Here is an 18,055-nt window from a genome sequence, read left to right on the forward strand (position 1 = left end):
CCGACAGCATCGATGACATGCACCGGCTACGGCACGGCGCGATGAGCCGCCTGTTTGCCGGTGTGCGGGCCCCGTCCACGCTGGGGTCGTTTCTGTCAATCCCCTCCGAACGTGGAGACCTTCTATGCAGCCAGCTCTTCGGTGAGGCCGGCTCGGTGGTCGTGTTCGTAGTCGATCGGGCTCTTGAAGCCGCACACGCTGTGTAGCCGCCGCGCGTTGTAGAAGTCGGTGATCCAGGTGGCGATCCTGATGCGGGCCTCGGCGCGGGTGGCGAAGGTGTGCCGGTGGACGTATTCGACCTTGAGCACGCTGTTGAACGCCTCGCTCACGGCATTGTCGAAGCATGATCCGACGCGGCCCATGGACGGGAAGACGCCCAGCCTGCGGCAGGCCCGCCGGAACCTGCGGGAGCCGTACTCGCTTCCGCGATCACTATGAAAAATGACGCCGCGCACGTCGCCGCCGCGGGTGGCCGCGGCCATGTTGAGGGCGGCGACGACCAGGCCGGCGTCGTGACGCTCTCCCATTGCATAGCCGAGCAGGCGGCGGGAGAACAGGTCGATGACCGTGGCCAGATACAACTTGCCCTCGCCGGTCTCGATCTCCGTCATGTCCCCGCACCAGATGAGATCGGGCCCCTCTGCGGTGAAGTCCCGCTTCACGTGGTCCGGTGCGGCGGGCCGTTTGCCCGGCCGGGTCAGCCCCCTGCGTCTGCGGACCCTCCGGGCGATCAGGCCGAGTTCGGCCATGAGTTTGGCGATGGTGTTGACCGACACCCGCCAGCCCTGCCGTATCAGCGTGATCCAGATCTTCGGCGAGCCGTATGTGCCGCCGGACTGGGTAAACACCTCTTTCACCGCCTCGGCCAGCTGCTGCCGGCGGACTTCACGGCCGGTGGGCCGGCGGCTGCGGTGCTTGTAGAACCACGACTCGCTCACGCCCAGGGCGCGGCAGGAGACGCGGTGCGGGATGCCATGCATGGTCCTTTGGTCGCCGATCGCCCCGACGACGGACGCCGGGTCCACCACGGCTACTTCACCCACAGGACCATGCAGCGTTTGAGGACATCACGCTCCATCGCGAGTTCCTTGTTGTCCCGTTTGAGCTGGGCGTTCTCCCGCCGCAGCCGCTCCAGCTCATCATTCCCGCCGCCCGGCGCGGTGCCCGCGCGACGGGCCCGAGATACCCAACTGGCCAGCGTGGTCTCGTTGATCCCCAGATCCTTCGCGACCTCGGCGACGGTCTTGCCGGTCTCGGTGACGATCCGTACGGCCCCCTCGCGGAACTCCGCATCGAACTTCCGTCGCTTCTCTGCCATGACTCCCAACTTCCCCTGCAGTCACGGTCTCTACGCTACGAGGGGAGGGACAGACGCGCGGCGGGCGGGCCGTGGCGGTGAAGGTCGCCAAAGCCGAGCTGGCCGCCGACCCGGTCTTCCGCGAGCGGCTCCGCAGCGAGGTCGAGGCGGCCCGCGCGGTCGGCGGCTTCCACACGGCGCCGGTCGTGGACGCGGACCTCGACGGTGACCCCCTGTGGCTGGCCACGGCCTACATCCCCGGACCGACCCTCGCGGCCCAGTTGGCCGCCGAGGGCGCGAGGGACGAGCCGCGGCTACGGGCGCTGGCCGCCGCGCTCGCCGAGGCACTGGAGTCCATCCACTCCTGCGGTCTGGTGCACCGCGACCTCAAGCCCGGCAACATCGTCATGGCCGCCGACGGCCCGCGCGTCCTCGACTTCGGCATCGCCCGGGCCGTCGAGTCCACCCGGCTCACCGCCACCGGCACTGCCTTCGGCACGCCCGGCTTCCTCGCGCCCGAACAGGCCCTGGGCCACGATGTGACCGGCGCCGCCGACATGTTCGCCCTCGGCGCGGTGCTGGTCGCGGCGGCGGGCGGCAGCGCCTGGGGCAAGGGCACGCCGATGGGGCTGATGTACCGGTCCGTGCACGAACCGCCGAACCTGGCCGCCGTACCCGCCCTGCTCGCCGGCCTGGTCGCGCGCTGCCTGGCGAAGGACCCGGCGGCCCGGCCGACCGCCACCGAACTGCTGGACCTGCTGACCGAGCAGACGCCGCAGGCGGCCCCGGCCCCGGCGCCGTACAGCCCGACCCTGACCGCACCCGCGCAGCCGGCGCCGCCGCGGCCCGCGCCCGTCGCGGCCCCGCTCCCGCCCTACCCGGCCACGCCCCCGCAGCAGGCCGTCCCGGGATTCGGCCCGCCGGTCCCGTACGTCGTGCCGGAGGTCGAACTCGCCGACGGGGAGTCCCGTGTCGTCGTCAACGCCACCGGGGTCGTCCTCGAAGTGGCGGGCGCCGCCGCGGACTTCGAGTGGGCGGAGATCGCGCACGTCGGGCGCGCCCGGCGCGGCCACCATCTCACGGTGGTCGTACGGCTGTGGGACGGCGGTGTGTACGACTGCGAGCTGAACGCCCGGCGGTCGGCCCGGCTCGGCGAGTGGCTGGCCCGGCTCGACCACGTCCTCGGCCGCTACGCCTCCCGGTAGCGTCCCGGCCGGCCTGTTCGCCGACAGCGGTATCCGAAACAGGTGCTTGACCCGTACATGCTTGAACGGCCCCTGTCCTGGGCACGCACCTCCTACCGGCGTCGACAGCCGGGCCGCTTCGGCAGAGGGAGGGCGTCATGGACCGTCGCATCCGGGTACGCGTCATCCGGCGCCCCGCCGCCCCGCGCGACCGGGAGATCGACCGCAGGACGCCGTCGGGACGCATCCTGCCGTACTGACGCAGCTCACCCTCCGTCAGGTGGGGAAGCGCCAGCTCGCCGTGCGGCTCCGGCGCACCTACCGCGCGACGCCGTTCCACGCCGGTCTCGCCGCTCTGCCGATGGCCTTCCCGGTGTGTGATGCCTCCTTCTCCGGCCGGTGCTGCCGACCGGCATGTCCGCCGCTGCCGCCGATCGTGAGCGCGGCACGCGGAAAGGACGACCGATCGCGGCCCTCCCCCGCGGAGCGCTAGGCGGCCAGCGGGTTCAGGACCAGGGGTTCGATCCGGCCCTCCAGCATCGCGCCGAGGCCCTGGGCCGCGCAGATGTCGGGGCGGTCGGCGATGTGCACCGGCATCCCGGTGGCCTCGCGCAGCATCTGGTCGAAGCCGGGCAGCAGCGCCGAGCCGCCGACCATCGTGATCCCGCTGTCGGCGAGGTCGGCGACCAGGTCGGGCGGGCACTCGCGCAGCACCTTGCCGATGCCGTCGAGGACGGCGGTCAGCGGGGTCTGGATCGCGTCCCGCACGGTGGCGGTGTCGACGTGCACGCTGCGGGCGAGCCCGGTGGCCACGTCCCGGCCGTGGATCTCCGTGGTCTCCGGGCCCTGCGCGGTCAGCCCGTTGCAGGACAGGGCCAGTTGCAGCGGCCGTACCGACTGGCTGGGCAGCATCAGCTCGTGCTCGTGCCGCAGGAGCTGCACGATGGCGTGGTCCACGGCCTCACCGCCCACCGGGATCCGCTCGGCCGTGACGATGGACCCGAGCGAGAGGACGGCCACCTGGGTGGCGGCGGCCCCGCACACCATGATCATCGAGGCTTCGGGGCGCTCCACCGGCAGCCCGCACCCCACCGCGGCGGCGATCAGCGTGTCCACCAGCTCGACCCTTCTGGCGCCCAGCCCGACCAGCGTCTCGATGGTCGCCCGCTGGGCCAGCGGATCGGCGTCGTGCGGGGTGCAGGCCGCCGCCCGCAGCCGGAGGTTGCGGCGCAGTTGCCGGCGCGTCTTGTCGCCGAGCAGTTGCCGCAGCATGCGCTGGGCCATCTCGATGTCGACCACCGTGCCGCCGGAGATGGGCCGGACGACCCGGATGTAACCCGGCGTCCGTCCCGTCATCTTCTCCGCGAAATCGCCCACGGCTATGAGCGCCCCGGTACGGGTGTTCACGGCGGCGACCGAGGGCTGGTCGACGACGAGTCCGGCGCCCTTCACGTACACGCGGGTGCGGGCGGCGCCCAGGTCGACGGCGAAGTGGCAGCGGCGCAACTGCTCCAGGCTGACGGTCACGGCGGATCCTCCCGAGTGCGCGGGCCTTGGGCGCCCGCCCGGTCGGCGGGTGTCTTCCTCTCCCTGCATCCTGCGCGCGGGCCGGTGGCGTACGCCTTCTGGAGGGGGCCGGGCGGGGTGCGGCCGAACGGGGGGTTCCCGACGGTAACCCCGTGTGTCGCCTGGTCGGGCGGGGGTCCGCGTGATGCGCGGCTCGCTGCGGAGTGTGCATTCGGGGACGGCCGCGTCACCGGGATCGGTGGCGCCGCCCGCCGGCCGGCGACTGCAGCGCGCGCCCCCGCGGCCGGCTTCGCGGGGAGCCCCGGTTCGACGGGGGTCCGGGCGCAGGGCGCCGTCGCGCAAGACATGCGGGGTGGGGTGGGTCGCCGCGCGTACGCCGTCCGATGCGCCCTCGACGGTGCGCGTGGCCTGGGCGGCCGGTCCGTCACCGCGGGCGACGGGGCGGGTGCCGCCCACCGGATCCGCGGTCTGCGCCACGACCGCGGCACCGTCCTCCGTGGCGGACTCCACCGGCCTGCTCAAGGCGAGGCCCCGGGCTCACTCTCATCTGCCAACTCCACTGCTACGGAAGGAGGCTGATCCCTTCCACGCCTCCCGCCGTGCCGGTCGGCGGTGTTGGCGGGAAGCCGTCACGGCACCTTCCCGCCGGCACCGGTCAACACCCATGCACCACAGGGCACATGACACTCGTCCCAGCACGCGACCCGCTCGAACCACACGAGAAGAGGCGTGGATGACCACAGGACCAGTCAGACGCTCGGCGGCCCTGGTGGCGGTGGGGCTGTTGGGCGCCCTGCTGCCGTACGGCCCGGCCGCCGCCGCCCCGAGGACACCCCTCGCCACGGCGGCCCCGGGCACCCCCGTTCCCCGCTCCGTGGCTCCCGTCACCGTCACCCTCGTCACCGGCGACAAGGTGACCGTCACCGACCTCGGGCACGGGAAGAAGACGGTCACCGTGCAGCGGCCCAAGGGGGCCAACGGAGCCGTGCGGACGCAGCGGAGCGACGGGGAGATCAGCGTCGTACCCGACGAGGCGCTGCCGTATCTGCGGGCCGGGACGCTGGACCGGCGGCTGTTCGACGTGAGCGGGCTGATCCGGCAGGGGCTGACCGACGCCAAGGCCGCCGCGACGCCGCTCATCGTGACCTACGGCAAGGGCGTGCGGGCCGCCACCCCGGCCGGGACCGAGCGGAAGCGGAACCTGCCCAGTCTGCGCGGGGCCGCCGTCGAGGCCGGCAAGGGGCGCGCCTTCTGGCGGTCGTTCACCCACCGCGACGGCGTCGACAAGGTGTGGCTGGACGGCAGGGTGAAGGCCGACATGGCCGAGAGCAACGCCCAGATAGGCACCCAGGCGGCCTGGGACGCGGGGCTCACCGGCAAGGGCGTCACGGTCGCCGTCCTCGACACCGGCGTCGACCTGACCCACCCGGACCTCAAGGACCGGGTCAGCGCCACCAAGAGCTTCATCGACGGCCAGGAGGTCGCCGACCGCAACGGGCACGGCACGCATGTCACCTCCACCGTCGGTGGCAGCGGTGCCGCCTCCGACGGCACGGAGAAGGGGGTCGCGCCCGATGCCACCCTCGCCGTCGGCAAGGTGCTCAGCGACCAGGGCTCGGGCAGCGAGTCGCAGATCATCGCCGGGATGGAGTGGGCGGCACGGGACGTGCACGCCCGGATCGTCTCCATGAGCCTGGGATCGACGGAGGCCAGCGACGGCACCGACCCCATGGCTCAGGCGGTGAACACCCTCTCCGAGGAGACCGGCGCGCTCTTCGTCGTCGCCGCGGGCAACACCGGCGCCCCGTCCTCCATCGGCTCGCCCGGCGCCGCCGACGCCGCCCTCACCGTCGGCGCGGTCGACTCCGCCGACCAGGCGGCCTACTTCACCAGTGCCGGACCCCGCTACGGCGACAACGCCCTCAAGCCCGATCTGTCGGCGCCCGGCGTCGACATCCTCGCCGCCCGCTCCCAACTCACCGACGGCAGCGGCTACTACACCTCGCTGAGCGGTACGTCCATGGCGACCCCGCACGTCGCCGGGGTCGCCGCCCTGCTCGCCCAGGAGCACCCCGACTGGACCGGCACGCAGCTGAAGGACGCGCTGATGTCCAGCTCGAAGCAACTGGACGCGTGGGCCTACCTGTTGGGCGCCGGCCGGGTGAGCGTGCCGGACGCCGTCAAGGCCCGGGTCACCGCCACCGGCAGCGCGGACCTCGGCTTCTGCAGCTGGCCGTACGACGGGAACAAGCCGGTCACCCGTACCGTCACCTACACCAACTCATCCGATCAAGCAGTCGAGTTGAGGCTGTCCGTGACCGGCGCCCCCGACGGGGTCGCCACCCTCGCCGACACCTCCCTCACCGTCCCGGCCCACGGCACCGCCGCCACCACGGTCACCGGTGACGGCTCCAAGGCGCCGGTCGGCGAGACCAGCGGGCAGATCGTGGCCACGAGCCCCTCCGGCGACGTCGTCGCCCACACCGCGTTCGGGCTGGTCAAGGAGGAGGAGCGGTACACGCTCACCGTCCACGTCAAGGACCGCTCCGGCGCGCCCGCCGCCGCCGACCTCACCGTGCAGCGGCTCGCGGCGGGCGAGGACGCCCAGCCTGCCCACGTCGGCGACTCCGGCACGCTCCGGCTGCGCCTGAAGCCCGGCACCTACTCCCTCGCCACCTTCCTCGACGTGCACGGCAGCCACGGCGCCGACTCCCGCGGCCTCGGCTTCCTCGCGGCACCCGAGATCACCCTCGACCACGACCAGGACGTCACCCTCGACGGCCGGACGTTGCGCGAGCTCAAGGCCCACGTCGACCGGCGCACCGAGACCCACCAGCTCCTCATGGAGTACGACCGGCGGGCGAACGGCGCCGACCTCTTCGGCGCGGTCCAGGTGCCCCTCACCTACGACAGCGTCTTCGCCGCCCCCACGGCCGAGGTCACCCAGGGCGGCTTCGAGTACCGGACCGTGTGGCGGCTGGCCAAGCCGCAGCTGGAGGTCAAGGGCGTCGGCGAGGCGACCGTCCAGGCCGGCGGCACGCTGACCGAGGGCCGGACCAGGCTGCCCCTGGTGGACGTCGGCGACGGACCCCTCACCGGTGTCTCCGGCAAGGCGGTCCTCGCACACCTCGCCGACGGCGCCGACCCGGCCGCGCTCGCCCAGGCCGCGCAGGACGCCGGCGCCAGGGCGCTGTTCGTGACGGACGACGCCCCCGGCCGGCTGATGGTCTGGTGGGGCACCGACGACAACGCCGACCGGCCGCTGCAGATCGCCACGGTGAACACGGCGGACGCGGCCCGGCTGCGTGCCGTGCGCGCGGTCGACATGACCGGCACCGCCGACTCGCCGTACGTGTACGACCTGTCCGAGGGGCACCGGGGTGCGATCCCGGACCGGGACCTCACCTACCGGCCGACGGACCGCGAACTGTCCGCCCTCCACGTCAGGTTCCACTCGGCCCGGCCGGTGAGCGGGGGCGAGTTCCGCTACTCGCTCACCGACGCCTTCCCGATCGGCCTGGGCTTCCAGGAGCGGATCCACCTGCCCGCCGAGCGCACCGACTACGTCTCCACCGGCCCCGGCCAGCTGTGGCACGAGTCCGTGGCGATCGGCGACGGCACCCTGGAGGAGCGCAGCGGACTGGTGCGGTACGAGGGTGGTTCGCATCAGGTGCTGAACTGGTTCCGGCCGGTGTGGCACCCGTGGCTCGGCACCGGGCTCGGCTGGGGGCAGCAACGCGCCGGGAACGAGATCCAGTTGAACACCCCCGGCTGGGGCGACTCCGGACCCGACCACACCGGGTTCGGCGACGTGTGGAGCGCGGACAGCGGCATGAGCCAGACCACCGCCGTCTACCTGGACGGCACGCTCGTCGACCAGGGAAACGGCGCCGCCGCGTACGTCTGGGACGCGCCCGCCGACGAGCACACCTACAAGGTCGTCACGGACACCGCGCTCGACGCAGGGCGCTGGCCACTGGGTTCGCGGGGGCACTGCGAGTGGACGTTCCGCTCGGCTGCCACTGCGGAGGACCACTGGACCTTTCTGCCGCTGATCAATCTCGCGTACGACATCGGGACCGACCTCGCCGGGACCGTGCGGGGCGGGCAGCGGGTTCCGGTCGGGCTCGGCGCGGAGTACGTGGCGCAGGCCGCGGGGACCGGCAGGTTGAGCGGGGGCCGGCTGGAGGTGTCGTACGACGACGGAAGTACCTGGCGGACGGTCCCCCTGACGGGCGGAGGAGCCTCCTGGCACGGCACGCTGACCGTGCCGCGCGGCGCGGCCTCCGTTTCGCTGCGGGCCTCGGCCCACGACGACAAGGGCGGGTCCGTGACGCAGGAGATCATCCGGGCGGTGGGGGTGAAGTGACCTTCGGCCGGGGGTGGTGCACGATCCCTTCGATCACCCCCAGCTCCACCAGGTCCTGCGGCCGGATCCGCAACTGCTCGGCGGTCGTCTCCACGTCCTCCTCCCGCCGTTTGAGTATGGCGGCCGCGAGCTCCGGGGCGATCACCGAGAAGTAACTGTCCGGCGTGGCCCAGGTGTTGCCCGGAGCGGACAGTGCCAGGGCCCCGCCGGAGCCGCCCTCGCCGATGACGAGGGTGGTGATCGGGACCCGGGCGGAGGCCACCGCCCCGAAGACCTCCGCGATCGCCGCGCCGGCGCCCTGCCGCTCCGCCTCGGCGTCATTGGCCGCGCCCGGAGTGTCCACCAGCGTCAGCACCGGGATGTCGAGCCGGTCCGCGAGCCGGATCAGCCGGGCGGCGGTGCGGTACCCGGCGGGCCGGGTCGCGGCTCCGGTCTGCGCGGCGAACGCGACGGTACGGCCGTTTCGCTCACCGAACCCGCACAGCATGCCGTCGGTGTCCGTACCCCCGCACCGGTCGCCGCTGATGTCGCGGCGGTGGGTGAAGTAGGCGTCCAGGTAGGCGGCTGCGCGTGGGCGTTCGGGGGAGCGCGCCCGGCGGACGGCCTCCCAGCCGGTGTCGGGCAGGTCAGGGGTGCCGAGGGCCGGTGGCGCGGGGGCTTCCTGCGCCGGGGTGGTGAGCAGCCGGAGCCACTGCCCGAGGGTCTCCCGCAGTTCCCCGGGCCGTACCACCGCGTCCGCCGAGCCCACTGCCACCTGCCCCTCGGCGGTGTAGGCGGCCGGGTCGGCGTCCGCGGGCCGGACCCGGGAACCCGCGAAGCCCACCTGGGCGCCCGGCAGGGCCAGGACGACGTCCGCGCCCGCGCCGAGCGTGGCCCAGCCGCCGCCGGTCGTCGGGTCCCGCACCACCGCGATCTGCGGCAGGCCGGCCTCCCGGGTGAGCGCCGACTGCCGGGCCACCCGCTGGAGCTGGCTCAGTGCGACCATGCCCTCCTGCATCCGGCTGCCCCCGGTCGCGATCAACGGCACGACCGGCAGCCGGTGGGCGCGGGCGTGGGTGTACGCCGCCTCCAGCCGGTCTCCGGTGCGCTCGCCCAGCGAGCCGCCCAGGAAGCCGAACTCGAAGGCGATCAGCACGGCCGGGGTGCCCGCGACGCGCGCGGTGCCGCAGACGACCGACTCCTCCTCGCCGGTGCGTTCGGCGGCACGGGCGCGCGAGGCGTCGTATCCGCGCCAGCCGAGGGGTCCGTCCGGTTTCGGTCGCCCTGCCGGGTAAGGGAGTTCGCCGAAGCTTCCCGGGTCCGCGACCAGGGTCAGGACCTCGCGGGCGGAGCGGCGCTCAGCCATCGGCCAGCGCCCGCTTCATGATCTTCCCCATGTCGTTGCGGGGGAGCGCGTCCAGGTAGCGGACCACGCGGGGCCGCTTGTGCGGTGCGAGGCGGCGGGCCACGTGGTCCGCCAACTCCTCGGCGGCGGGCGGCGTCCGCGGGTCGGCCGGCACGATCCAGGCGACGATCCGCTCGCCCAGGTCCGGGTCCGGCTCCCCGGTGACGGCCGCCTCCCGCACTCCCGGGTGCTCCAGCAACGCGTTCTCGATCTCACCGGCCCCGATCTTGTACCCGCCGCTCTTGATCAGATCCGTGGCCTTGCGCCCGACGATCCGCACATAGCCGTCGGGTTCGCGTACCGCCATGTCACCGGTGCGGAAGAACCCGTCGGCGGTGAACGCGGCCGCCGTGGCGTCGGGCCGGTTCAGATACTCGGTGAACAGGTTCGGCCCGCGCACCTGGATCTCGCCGACGCTCTCCCCGTCGTACGCGGTGATCGGCGTCCCGTCCTCCTCCACGAGCCGCAGCTCGACACCGGGCAGCGGCACGCCCACGGTGCCCGCGCGCGGCTCGCCGTCGGCCCGCACGCTGGTGTTCATCAGCGTCTCCGTCATGCCGTACCGCTCGATCACCCGCCGCCCGGTCGCCGCCGCGATCCGCTCGTGGTCGTGCACGGGCAGCGCGGCCGAACCGGAGACCAGCAGCCGGGCCCGGGTGAGCGCCTCGGCCAGCTCGGGGTCCTCGGGCAGGGCCTCGGCGATGCGGTGGTACATCGTCGGCACCCCGAACAGCATGGTCGCGCCGGCGTTCAGCTCCCGCGCCACGCCCTCGGTGGAGAACCGCCCCAGGTGCCGGACGCCGCCGCCGCGCCGCAGCGGACCGAGGACGCCCAGGACGAGCCCGTGCACATGGAACAGCGGCAGCCCCTGCACCAGCACGTCGTCCGCCGTCCACTGCCAGGCGTCGGCGAGCGCGTCCAGGGTGGTGGCGAGGGCCCGGCGGGGCAGGACGGCACCCTTGGGCGGGCCGGTGGTGCCGGAGGTGTAGACGATCAGCGCCGGGTCCTCGTCGGTGGCCGACTCCTCCGGTACGGCACCGGGCGCGGCGGACGCGTCGACGTCGATCCGCTCCAACCCGCCCAGCACGTCCGGGAGTCGGTCGCCCGGCGCGGCCAGCACCAGCTTCGGCGCGCTGTCGGAGACGATGTGCGCGAGTTCCTTCCCGCCCGACTTCGGGTTCAGCGGCACCGCGGCCGCCCCGGCGAGCAGCACGCCCGTCACGGCGACGGCGGTCTCCAGCTCCGGCGTGGCCCACACGGCCACCCGGCCGGCACCGCCCAGCCGGCCGGCGAGCGCACCGGCGGCCCCGGCCAGCTCGCCGTACGTCAGCGACCGTTCGCCGAACCGCAGGGCGATCGGTTCGCCCGGCCCGTCCGTCAGAGCAGGGAAGAGGGAGGACACGCGGCGCACTCCTAACTGTCGGTCGACCGTCGCCACCCTTCCTACACCAGGAGTCTGCTCCCGACGACCGTGCTCAGACCGGCCGCGAGCCGCAGCTCGGTCGCGCGCAGCGCGGGATGCTCCAGCCAGTGCAGCCGGGCCCGGTCCACCTCGCCGTCGTGCAGCGGCGGCCAGCCGGTCGCCGGGGTGAAGTCGTCCACGACGACCGTGCCGCCGGGCACGAGCAGCGCCTCGACGTCCGCGGGCTCGTCCCCGGGTGCCTTGCCCTGCCCGCCCCCGTCGAGAACGAGCAGGTCGAAGGGCCCGTACTCCTCGATCCGCCGCCAGTCGCCGGCGCACACGGTGACCTCGGCCCGTCCCGCGAACACCCGCGCGGCGGCCCGCGCCCGGTCCGGATCCCGCTCCACGCTGTACAGCCGCACCCCTGGCGCCGCGCCCGAGGCCAGCCAGGCCAGCCCCACCCCGAGCCCGGTCCCGGTCTCCCCGATCCGGACCCGGGCGCCGCCCGCCAGGACCTGCAGCAGACGGCCCTGTTCGGGGCGGCAGGAGTGCGGGAAGCGGTGGGCGCGGGCGGCGGCGAGGGCGTCCGAGACGAGGGCCGGGAGCCCGCCGACTCCCGTGTACGCGTCGGTACCGGTCAGTGCCATGGCACCGCATCCTGCCCTGTCTCAGGCGGCCGCCTCCACGACGTCGGCCACCACGCAGCTGACGTTGTCGGGGCCACCCGCCTCGTTCGCCGCCGTGATGAGCGCCTGCACGGCCTCGCCCGGTACGGCCCACGCGCGCAGCGCCTCCCGTATCCGGGCATCCGGCACCACCTCGGTGAGCCCGTCGGAGCACAGCAGATACCGGTCGCCCTCCCGGACCTCCTGCAACCGCACGTCCGGCACCGGATCCATCCCGCCCGCCAGCGCCTTGAGCAGCAGCAGCGACCGCGCCTCGACCCGGTGGTCCCGGGTCATCCGGATCAACTCCCCGTCCCGCAGCAGATACGCCCGCGAGTCCCCGATGTGGGCCAGCGCGAGCCGCGCCCCCGTCCACAGCAGTGCCGTCAGCGTGGTGCCGACCTCCCGGGTGCCCTCGGCCACGTCGCACACGGCCTCACCCGCGCAGCGCACCGCGTCCTCCAGCACGCCCAGCACACCGTCCGCGGGCAGTTCGTCGGCCTCGTCCAGGAACCGCAGGGCCTCCACCGCGGCACTGCTCGCGGGCGCCCCCGCCGGGCCGAAGCCGTCGGCCACGACGAGCAGCCTGCGGCCCGCGTACACGGCGTCCTGGTTGGCCGGGCGGACGAGCCCGCGATCGGAGTGGGTGGAATAGCGAAGTTCCAGCATGGTGGTGTGGTCCCTTCTCGACTCGTCGGTCAACTGGTCCACGAGGAACGCGGCGAGGTCCCGCCGCACGGCCGTCTCCGCCTCGACCCGCGCCCAGTACGCCCGGATCGCCCGCGCGGCATCACCCGGCTCCAGGGCGCACACCGCGCGGATCTCGGCCAGCGGCATGCCCAGCCGCCGTAGCCAGGCCACGAGCCGGGCCTGCCGGAGCTGCTCGACGGCGTAGTACCGGTAGCCGGTGTCCGGGTCGACCCGGGCGGGCCGCAGCAACTCCAGCTCGTCGTACAACCGCAACGCCTTCGGCGAGAGCCGGCTCGCCTTCGCGAAGGCGCCTATCGTCAGCAGCTCCATGACCACCTCGCGCTCCTCGTCGTCCGCCACCGATGCTGGGGCTTCACCGAAGGTGAAGGTCAACCGCCGTGTTCCGGTTCCCCGGCGGTTGTTAGCGTCTCTGCCGACCGAACCGCCGTACGACAGGGAGTCCGCCGTGCCCAGCATCGCCCTCGCCACCTACGACCCCGGCGCCGCACCCGGCAAGGACACCGACCTGCCGGAGCTGGTGCGGGCGCTCAGGGACGCGGGGGCCGAGGCGGAGGCGCGGTACTGGGACGACCCGGACGCCGACTGGGGCGGCTACGACCTCGTCGTCATCCGGTCCACCTGGGACTACAGCTGGCGGGCCGCGGAGTTCGGGGCCTGGGTGGACCGGGTCGGCGCGCTGACCCGGCTCGCCAATCCGGCGCCCGTGGTGCGCTGGAACACCGACAAGCGCTACCTCGGCGAGCTGGCGGCGGCCGGCGTGCCCACCGTCCCCACGCGCTACATAGCACCGGGCGAGCCGGCCGACCTGCCCGACGACCACGAGTACGTGATCAAGCCGACCTCGGGCGCCGGCGCCCGGTTCGCCGCCCGCTACACGCCCGACCGGCACGAGACGGCGGCAGGGCAGCTCGCCCGGATGCACGCCGAGGGCTTCACCGCGATGGTCCAGCCGTATGTGCGCGGCATCGACGTCAGCGGGGAGCGGGCGCTGCAGTTCTTCGGCGGCCGGCTGCTGCACGCCAGCCGCAAGGGCGCGGTCCTCGCGCCCGGAACGCCGTACGACGCGGAGAAGGTGGCTCACCCGGGTCTGGAGCGGTGGCGGCCGACGGATGCGGAAGTGGCGGTCGCCGAGAAGGCGTTGGGTTCGGTGCCCGGTGGTTCCGAGTTGCTGTATGCGCGGGTGGACCTGGTGGACGGTCAGGACGGTGAGCCTCGGCTGATGGAGCTGGAGCTGGTGGAGCCGAACCTGTTCCTGTGGCTGCATCCGGGGTCGCTGGAGCGGGTCGTGGAGGCGATTGTGGAGACGGCCGAATAAGCGCCTCCTGGGGCTTCAGGGCGCCTAGCGCACCGTCTTCCTGCATGCCTCCGCGTACGCCCGTACCAGCGGTCGGTTCCCGTCCTGCCTCCGCCACGCCAGCACATAGCGGCTCGGGCCGATGCCCCGGACCGGGCGGGTGGTGACGCCGCCGCGGGTGAGCAGGGGGGCGTTGCCCTCGGCGAGCAGGCAGAGGCCCAGGCCCGCGACCAGGGCCTCGTACGTCTCCTCCGCGCCGGAGACCTCCGCGCCGATCCGGGGCGGTCGGCCGGCGCGGGCGTCCAGGGCGAGCCAGTGGTCCCGCAGCCGGCCCGCGCTCTCGGGCAGGGCCAGGAACGGCTCGTCCAGCAGGTCGGCGAAGTCGATCTCGGGACGGGCGGCGAGCGGGTGGGACTCGGGCAGGGCGAGCAGCCGGGGTTCCTCGGCGACCACCGTCCAGGCGTAGCGCTCCTCGTCGGGCAGCGGCAGCCAGACGAAGGCGACGTCCACCGTGCCGTCGGCCAGGCCCGCCGTCGGATCGTCCCAGCTCATCTGGCGCAGCCGGACCATCGTCTCCGGGTGCGCGGCGGTGAAGCGGGAGCGGATGGCCGGCAGCAGCCCGCCCCGGCCCGGACTGGTGCTCATGCCCACGGTCAGCGTGCTGCGCTGGGCCGCCTTGGCCGTCTCCACGGCCGCCGCGCCCGCCTCCCACGCGGCCAGCACCGCGCGCGCGTGCGGCAGCAGCGCCTCGCCCGCGCTCGTCAGCGCCACCCCGTGCCGGTCACGCCGGAACAAGTCCGCCCCCAGCTGCCGCTCCAGCGCCCGGATCTGCTTGCTCAGCGCGGGCTGGGAGACGTACAGCCGCTCGGCGGCGCGCGTGAAGTGCAGTTCCTCGGCGACCGCGACGAAGTAGCGCAGATCGCGGGCGTGGACGTCCATGGTCATAGCCGTTGGTTATCACCGAGGGTCTTGGACGGGCAACGGCGTGCGGCCGCAGGGTTGTTCGTGTCGAACCCGACGGACCCACGGAGAGTTGTGATGAACAAGGTATGGCTGGTGACCGGGGCGAGCAGCGGTTTCGGGCGGGCGATCACCGAGGCGGCGGTCGCCGCCGGTGACGTGGTGATCGGCGCGGCGCGGCGCCCCGAGGCCCTGGGCGACCTGGTGACCGCCCATCCCGACCAGGTGGAGGCGCTGCGGCTGGACGTCACCGACGTGACCGCCGTCGAGGAGGCGGTCCGGGACGTCGTGGCCCGGCACGGGCGGATCGACGTGCTGGTCAACAACGCGGGCCGCACCCACGTCGGCGCGGTCGAGGAGACCACCGACGATGAGCTGCGCGACCTGTTCGACCTGCACTTCTTCGGCCCGGCGGCGCTCGTCCGGGCGGTGCTGCCGCACCTGCAGGAGCGGCGCTCGGGCGCGATCGTGCAGATGAGCAGCATGGGCGGTCAGATGTCCTTCGCGGGCTTCGGGGCGTACAGCGCGACGAAGTTCGCCCTGGAGGGCCTGTCCGAGGCGCTCGCCGACGAGGTGCGGGAGTACGGCGTCAAGGTGCTGATCGTCGAGCCGGGCGCGTTCCGGACCTCACTGTTCGAGGCCGACCGGGCCGGGGCCAGCTTCGACAGCGGGGCGTACGCCAAGGTCGGCGAGACCCGCGGCTTCGTCGCCGGCGGCCACGGCGGCCAGCCCGGCGACCCGGCCAAGGCGGCGGCCCTGATCCTGGCCGCGCTGGACGCGGAGGACACCCCGCTGCGGCTGCCGCTCGGCGACGACGGGGTGAGCGCCGTCCTCGGCCACCTCGACCAGGTCCGCGAGGAGGTCACCGCCTGGGAGAAGCGCACCCGGGCCACCGCTTTCGACGCCTGAGCTACGTCAGTACGGCCGTCCGCTGGAGCAGCCCCCAGGTGAACTCGGCGACCACCTCGTGCCGTACGCCGTCGGGGCCGGGCGCGGTGAAGGCGAGCCCCCACCGGGTCGGCGCGGTGCCCTCCAGCGGGCGGGCCGGGGCGAAGGCGCGGGCGGCCTCGTCCACCGTGCAGGACCAGGGGAGAAGGTCCTCCAGGGTCTCCAGCCTGGGTGCGGGGGCACCCGGAGCCCGCACCAGCCACTCGTTCCACACCGCCCCGCCCGGCCCGACCAGCACCTCGAAGCGCAGGTCGGGCCAGAGCGGCAGGGCCCAGCGCCGGGCCTCGCAGTCGACGTCCCCGAGCCGGCGGGGGAGGACGGATTCCGGCTCGCCCAGGACCGAGCGGTAGCGGGCGGCGGCGGACCGGGACCTCGGCGAGCGGACCATCGCCTGCCAGCGCTTGTTGGTCTCCCGCATCTCGGCGATGGACACCCCGAGCCGGTGCCGGGCGTCCTCGACCAGGTCCGGGTTGTGGTCGGCCATGCGGCGCAGCAGCACCAGCTGGAAGTCGAGATCCATGGCACCCATGGTGCCCGGCGCACCCGGGTGTCCTCCCCGACCCATTGCCCGCGCAACCCTGCATGACTAGCCTGTGTTCGTCATGCCGATCGCCTGTTGATATCTCGAACGCCTCGGCGCCGAGATGCCGAACAGGCGCTTAGACCCAAGGGAGGGGGCCGGACGTGGGACGCCTCGTGCCTGCCGTGACCCGGGCTCTCGACATTCTTGAGCTGTTCCTCGACGGGGACGGGACGCTCTCCGCCCCCGACATCGTGCGCAAGCTCCAGCTGCCGCGCACCACCGTGCACGAACTGGTCACCACGCTCGCCGCACGGTCGTACATCGTGCAAGTGCCGGGACAGCCAGGACGCTACCGGCTCGGCGTACGCCCGTACCAGCTCGGCAGCCGCTACGCCGAGCAGCTCGACCTCGCCGCCGAGGGCCAGCAGGTGGCCCGCTCGGTCGCCGAGACCTGCGACGAGACGGTGCACGTGGCGATCCTCGAGGGCACCGACGTCATCTACATCGCCAAGGTCGACTCCACGCACGCCGTCCGCATGGTCTCGGCCGCCGGCCGCCGGCTCCCCGCCCACTGCACCTCGGTCGGCAAGATGCTGCTGGCCTCGCTGCCGGAGCAGGAGCTCACGGCCCGGATCGCGGACGACGCCGAGCTGACCGCGATGACCCCGAACAGCATCACCGACCCCGCCGCGCTGCGCGGGGCCCTGGCGGAGATCCGGCAGCGGGGCATCGCGGTGGAGAGCCGCGAGTCCAACCCGGACGTCAGCTGTGTGGCCGCTCCGGTGCGCGATCGCACGGGCCAGGTGGTCGCGGCCCTGTCGATCTCGGTCCCCATGATCCGCTGGAGCGACGAGCGCCGGGCGGAGCTGGAGCAGCTGGCGGCGAAGGGCGCGGCGGAGCTGTCGGAGCGGCTGGGCCACCGGAGCGCGGCGTGAGCGCCGGCTACGAGGTCGCCGTACGGGCGGAGGCGGAGCTGGGCGAGGGCCCGACCTGGGACCCGGCGACGGGCCGGCTGACCTGGCTGGACATCCTCGGCATGCGCGTCCACACCTACGACCCGGCCACGGGCCGGCGCACGGTGCGCACGACGGAGCAGCACGTGGGCGCGGCCAAGCCCCGCGCGGGCGGCGGACTGGTCCTCAACCTCCGGGACGGCGTGGGCCTGCTGGGCCCCGACGACACGTTCCGCTGGCTGCACCACGAGCCGGTCGCGGGCCGTCGCGCGAACGACGCCGCGGTGGCGCCCGACGGTTCGTTGTGGGCGGGCACCATGCGGTACGACGAGGCGCCGGGCGGCGGCACGCTGACCCGGCTGACCGGCGACGGCACGGCTCAGACGGTCCTGTCCGACGTCACGGTCAGCAACGGCACGGGCTGGAGCCCGGACGGGCGCCTCATGTACTACGTCGACACCCCCACCCGCCGGGTGGACGTCTTCGACCACGACGGCGAGCGCGTCCACGGCCGCCGCCCGTTCGTCGAGATCGAGGAGGGCGCGGGCTTCCCGGACGGCCTGACGGTCGACGCGGAGGGCTGCGTGTGGGTGGCGCTGTGGGACGGGGACGCGGTACGCCGCTATACGCCTGACGGCGCCCTGGACCGGGTGATCCAGCTGCCGACCCCGCGCACCACGGCCTGCGCCTTCGGCGGCGCCGACCTGACCGACCTGTACATCACGACAGCCCGCGTCGGCCTGCCGGCCCCGCATCCGCTGTCGGGCTCGCTGCTGGTGGTCCCGGGGGCGGGCACGGGGCTGCCCCAACCGGCGTTCCAGGGCTGATCCGGTGGATG

Annotated in this window: 14 protein-coding genes and 1 pseudogene; 6 read left to right on the plus strand and 9 right to left on the minus strand. The window is 73.7% G+C overall.

From position 1 onward, the window contains the following. Positions 1 to 122: 122 nt before the first annotated feature. Together ACIBJF_RS12295 and ACIBJF_RS12300 are read right to left on the minus strand one after the other, a co-directional pair. Positions 123 to 1,043 (minus strand): IS3 family transposase, encoded by a 921-nt coding sequence (locus ACIBJF_RS12295; protein ID WP_399173629.1) that lies wholly within the window; start codon positions 1,041 to 1,043, stop codon positions 123 to 125. Then, positions 1,031 to 1,318, minus strand: coding sequence for a transposase (locus ACIBJF_RS12300; RefSeq protein WP_365335795.1), 288 nt, complete (start codon positions 1,316 to 1,318; stop codon positions 1,031 to 1,033). Before ACIBJF_RS12300 ends, ACIBJF_RS12295 begins: the two co-directional genes overlap by 13 nt. Positions 1,319 to 1,380: 62 nt before the next feature. Here ACIBJF_RS12300 and ACIBJF_RS12305 point away from each other — a divergent pair. Continuing rightward, positions 1,381 to 2,502, plus strand: a pseudogene (locus ACIBJF_RS12305) (serine/threonine-protein kinase); the annotation flags it as partial. A gap of 468 nt (positions 2,503 to 2,970) precedes the next feature. On the opposite strand, the gene ACIBJF_RS12310 reads toward ACIBJF_RS12305, so the two are convergent. After that, positions 2,971 to 4,008 carry a rod shape-determining protein gene (locus tag ACIBJF_RS12310; RefSeq protein WP_399173631.1) on the minus strand — a complete coding sequence of 346 codons (1,038 nt, stop codon included), beginning with the start codon at positions 4,006 to 4,008 and terminating at the stop codon, positions 2,971 to 2,973. A gap of 733 nt (positions 4,009 to 4,741) precedes the next feature. On the opposite strand from ACIBJF_RS12310, the gene ACIBJF_RS12315 reads away from it, so the two are divergent. Continuing rightward, positions 4,742 to 8,377, plus strand: coding sequence for a S8 family serine peptidase (locus ACIBJF_RS12315; protein ID WP_399173632.1), 3,636 nt, complete (start codon positions 4,742 to 4,744; stop codon positions 8,375 to 8,377). On the opposite strand, the gene ACIBJF_RS12320 is transcribed toward ACIBJF_RS12315, so the two are convergent. The 4 genes from ACIBJF_RS12320 to ACIBJF_RS12335 are packed head-to-tail and all read right to left on the minus strand — an operon-like array spanning position 8,352 to position 12,848. Next, the gene (locus tag ACIBJF_RS12320) at positions 8,352 to 9,722 is read right to left on the minus strand and encodes a carboxyl transferase domain-containing protein (RefSeq protein ID WP_399173633.1); all 1,371 of its coding nucleotides are present in this window, start codon (positions 9,720 to 9,722) and stop codon (positions 8,352 to 8,354) included. The two genes, ACIBJF_RS12315 and ACIBJF_RS12320, sit on opposite strands and share 26 nt — an antisense overlap. After that, positions 9,715 to 11,163, minus strand: a complete 1,449-nt coding sequence (locus ACIBJF_RS12325; RefSeq protein WP_399173635.1) for an acyl-CoA synthetase — start codon at positions 11,161 to 11,163, stop codon at positions 9,715 to 9,717. Before ACIBJF_RS12325 ends, ACIBJF_RS12320 begins: the two co-directional genes overlap by 8 nt. A 41-nt stretch (positions 11,164 to 11,204) precedes the next feature. After that, a complete protein-coding gene (locus ACIBJF_RS12330) occupies positions 11,205 to 11,810 on the minus strand; it encodes an O-methyltransferase (protein WP_399173636.1) in 606 nt (201 codons plus the stop codon). Between the two features lie 21 nt (positions 11,811 to 11,831). Next, positions 11,832 to 12,848, minus strand: a complete 1,017-nt coding sequence (locus tag ACIBJF_RS12335; RefSeq protein ID WP_399173815.1) for a MerR family transcriptional regulator — start codon at positions 12,846 to 12,848, stop codon at positions 11,832 to 11,834. Positions 12,849 to 12,984: 136 nt separating this feature from the next. Between ACIBJF_RS12335 and ACIBJF_RS12340 the strand changes: the two genes are divergently transcribed. After that, on the plus strand, positions 12,985 to 13,854 hold the full coding sequence (locus ACIBJF_RS12340; RefSeq protein WP_399173637.1) for a RimK family alpha-L-glutamate ligase: 870 nt from the start codon (positions 12,985 to 12,987) through the stop codon (positions 13,852 to 13,854). 24 nt (positions 13,855 to 13,878) lie between these two features. On the opposite strand, the gene ACIBJF_RS12345 is transcribed toward ACIBJF_RS12340, so the two are convergent. Beyond that, complete coding sequence (locus ACIBJF_RS12345) at positions 13,879 to 14,778, minus strand: LysR family transcriptional regulator (RefSeq protein ID WP_399173638.1); 900 nt, start codon at positions 14,776 to 14,778, stop codon at positions 13,879 to 13,881. A gap of 93 nt (positions 14,779 to 14,871) precedes the next feature. Here ACIBJF_RS12345 and ACIBJF_RS12350 point away from each other — a divergent pair, with 93 nt between their 5' ends. Further along, complete coding sequence (locus ACIBJF_RS12350) at positions 14,872 to 15,702, plus strand: SDR family NAD(P)-dependent oxidoreductase (RefSeq protein ID WP_399173639.1); 831 nt, start codon at positions 14,872 to 14,874, stop codon at positions 15,700 to 15,702. Between the two features lies 1 nt (position 15,703). On the opposite strand, the gene ACIBJF_RS12355 is transcribed toward ACIBJF_RS12350, so the two are convergent. Further along, the gene (locus ACIBJF_RS12355) at positions 15,704 to 16,261 is read right to left on the minus strand and encodes a hypothetical protein (protein WP_399173640.1); all 558 of its coding nucleotides are present in this window, start codon (positions 16,259 to 16,261) and stop codon (positions 15,704 to 15,706) included. Positions 16,262 to 16,425: 164 nt separating this feature from the next. Here ACIBJF_RS12355 and ACIBJF_RS12360 point away from each other — a divergent pair, with 164 nt between their 5' ends. Together ACIBJF_RS12360 and ACIBJF_RS12365 are read left to right on the plus strand one after the other, a co-directional pair. Then, on the plus strand, positions 16,426 to 17,199 hold the full coding sequence (locus tag ACIBJF_RS12360) for an IclR family transcriptional regulator (RefSeq protein ID WP_399173641.1): 774 nt from the start codon (positions 16,426 to 16,428) through the stop codon (positions 17,197 to 17,199). Then, entirely contained in the window at positions 17,196 to 18,044 is an 849-nt protein-coding gene (locus ACIBJF_RS12365) for an SMP-30/gluconolactonase/LRE family protein (protein ID WP_399173642.1), read from the plus strand. Before ACIBJF_RS12360 ends, ACIBJF_RS12365 begins: the two co-directional genes overlap by 4 nt. Positions 18,045 to 18,055: the final 11 nt, after the last annotated feature.

The organism is Streptomyces sp. NPDC050743 (assembly GCF_044456925.1).
GTDB lineage: Bacteria > Actinomycetota > Actinomycetes > Streptomycetales > Streptomycetaceae > Streptomyces.

What these genes read in the sequence shown, in the direction of transcription:
- ACIBJF_RS12330 (WP_399173636.1), bottom strand. Translation starts at nt 11,810, where the DNA reads ATGGCACTGACCGGTACCGACGCGTACACGGGAGTCGGCGGGCTCCCG.
- ACIBJF_RS12300 (WP_365335795.1), bottom strand. Translation starts at nt 1,318, where the DNA reads ATGGCAGAGAAGCGACGGAAGTTCGATGCGGAGTTCCGCGAGGGGGCC.
- ACIBJF_RS12350 (WP_399173639.1), top strand. Translation starts at nt 14,872, where the DNA reads ATGAACAAGGTATGGCTGGTGACCGGGGCGAGCAGCGGTTTCGGGCGG.
- ACIBJF_RS12315 (WP_399173632.1), top strand. Translation starts at nt 4,742, where the DNA reads ATGACCACAGGACCAGTCAGACGCTCGGCGGCCCTGGTGGCGGTGGGG.
- ACIBJF_RS12355 (WP_399173640.1), bottom strand. Translation starts at nt 16,261, where the DNA reads ATGGATCTCGACTTCCAGCTGGTGCTGCTGCGCCGCATGGCCGACCAC.
- ACIBJF_RS12335 (WP_399173815.1), bottom strand. Translation starts at nt 12,848, where the DNA reads ATGGAGCTGCTGACGATAGGCGCCTTCGCGAAGGCGAGCCGGCTCTCG.
- ACIBJF_RS12345 (WP_399173638.1), bottom strand. Translation starts at nt 14,778, where the DNA reads ATGACCATGGACGTCCACGCCCGCGATCTGCGCTACTTCGTCGCGGTC.
- ACIBJF_RS12320 (WP_399173633.1), bottom strand. Translation starts at nt 9,722, where the DNA reads ATGGCTGAGCGCCGCTCCGCCCGCGAGGTCCTGACCCTGGTCGCGGAC.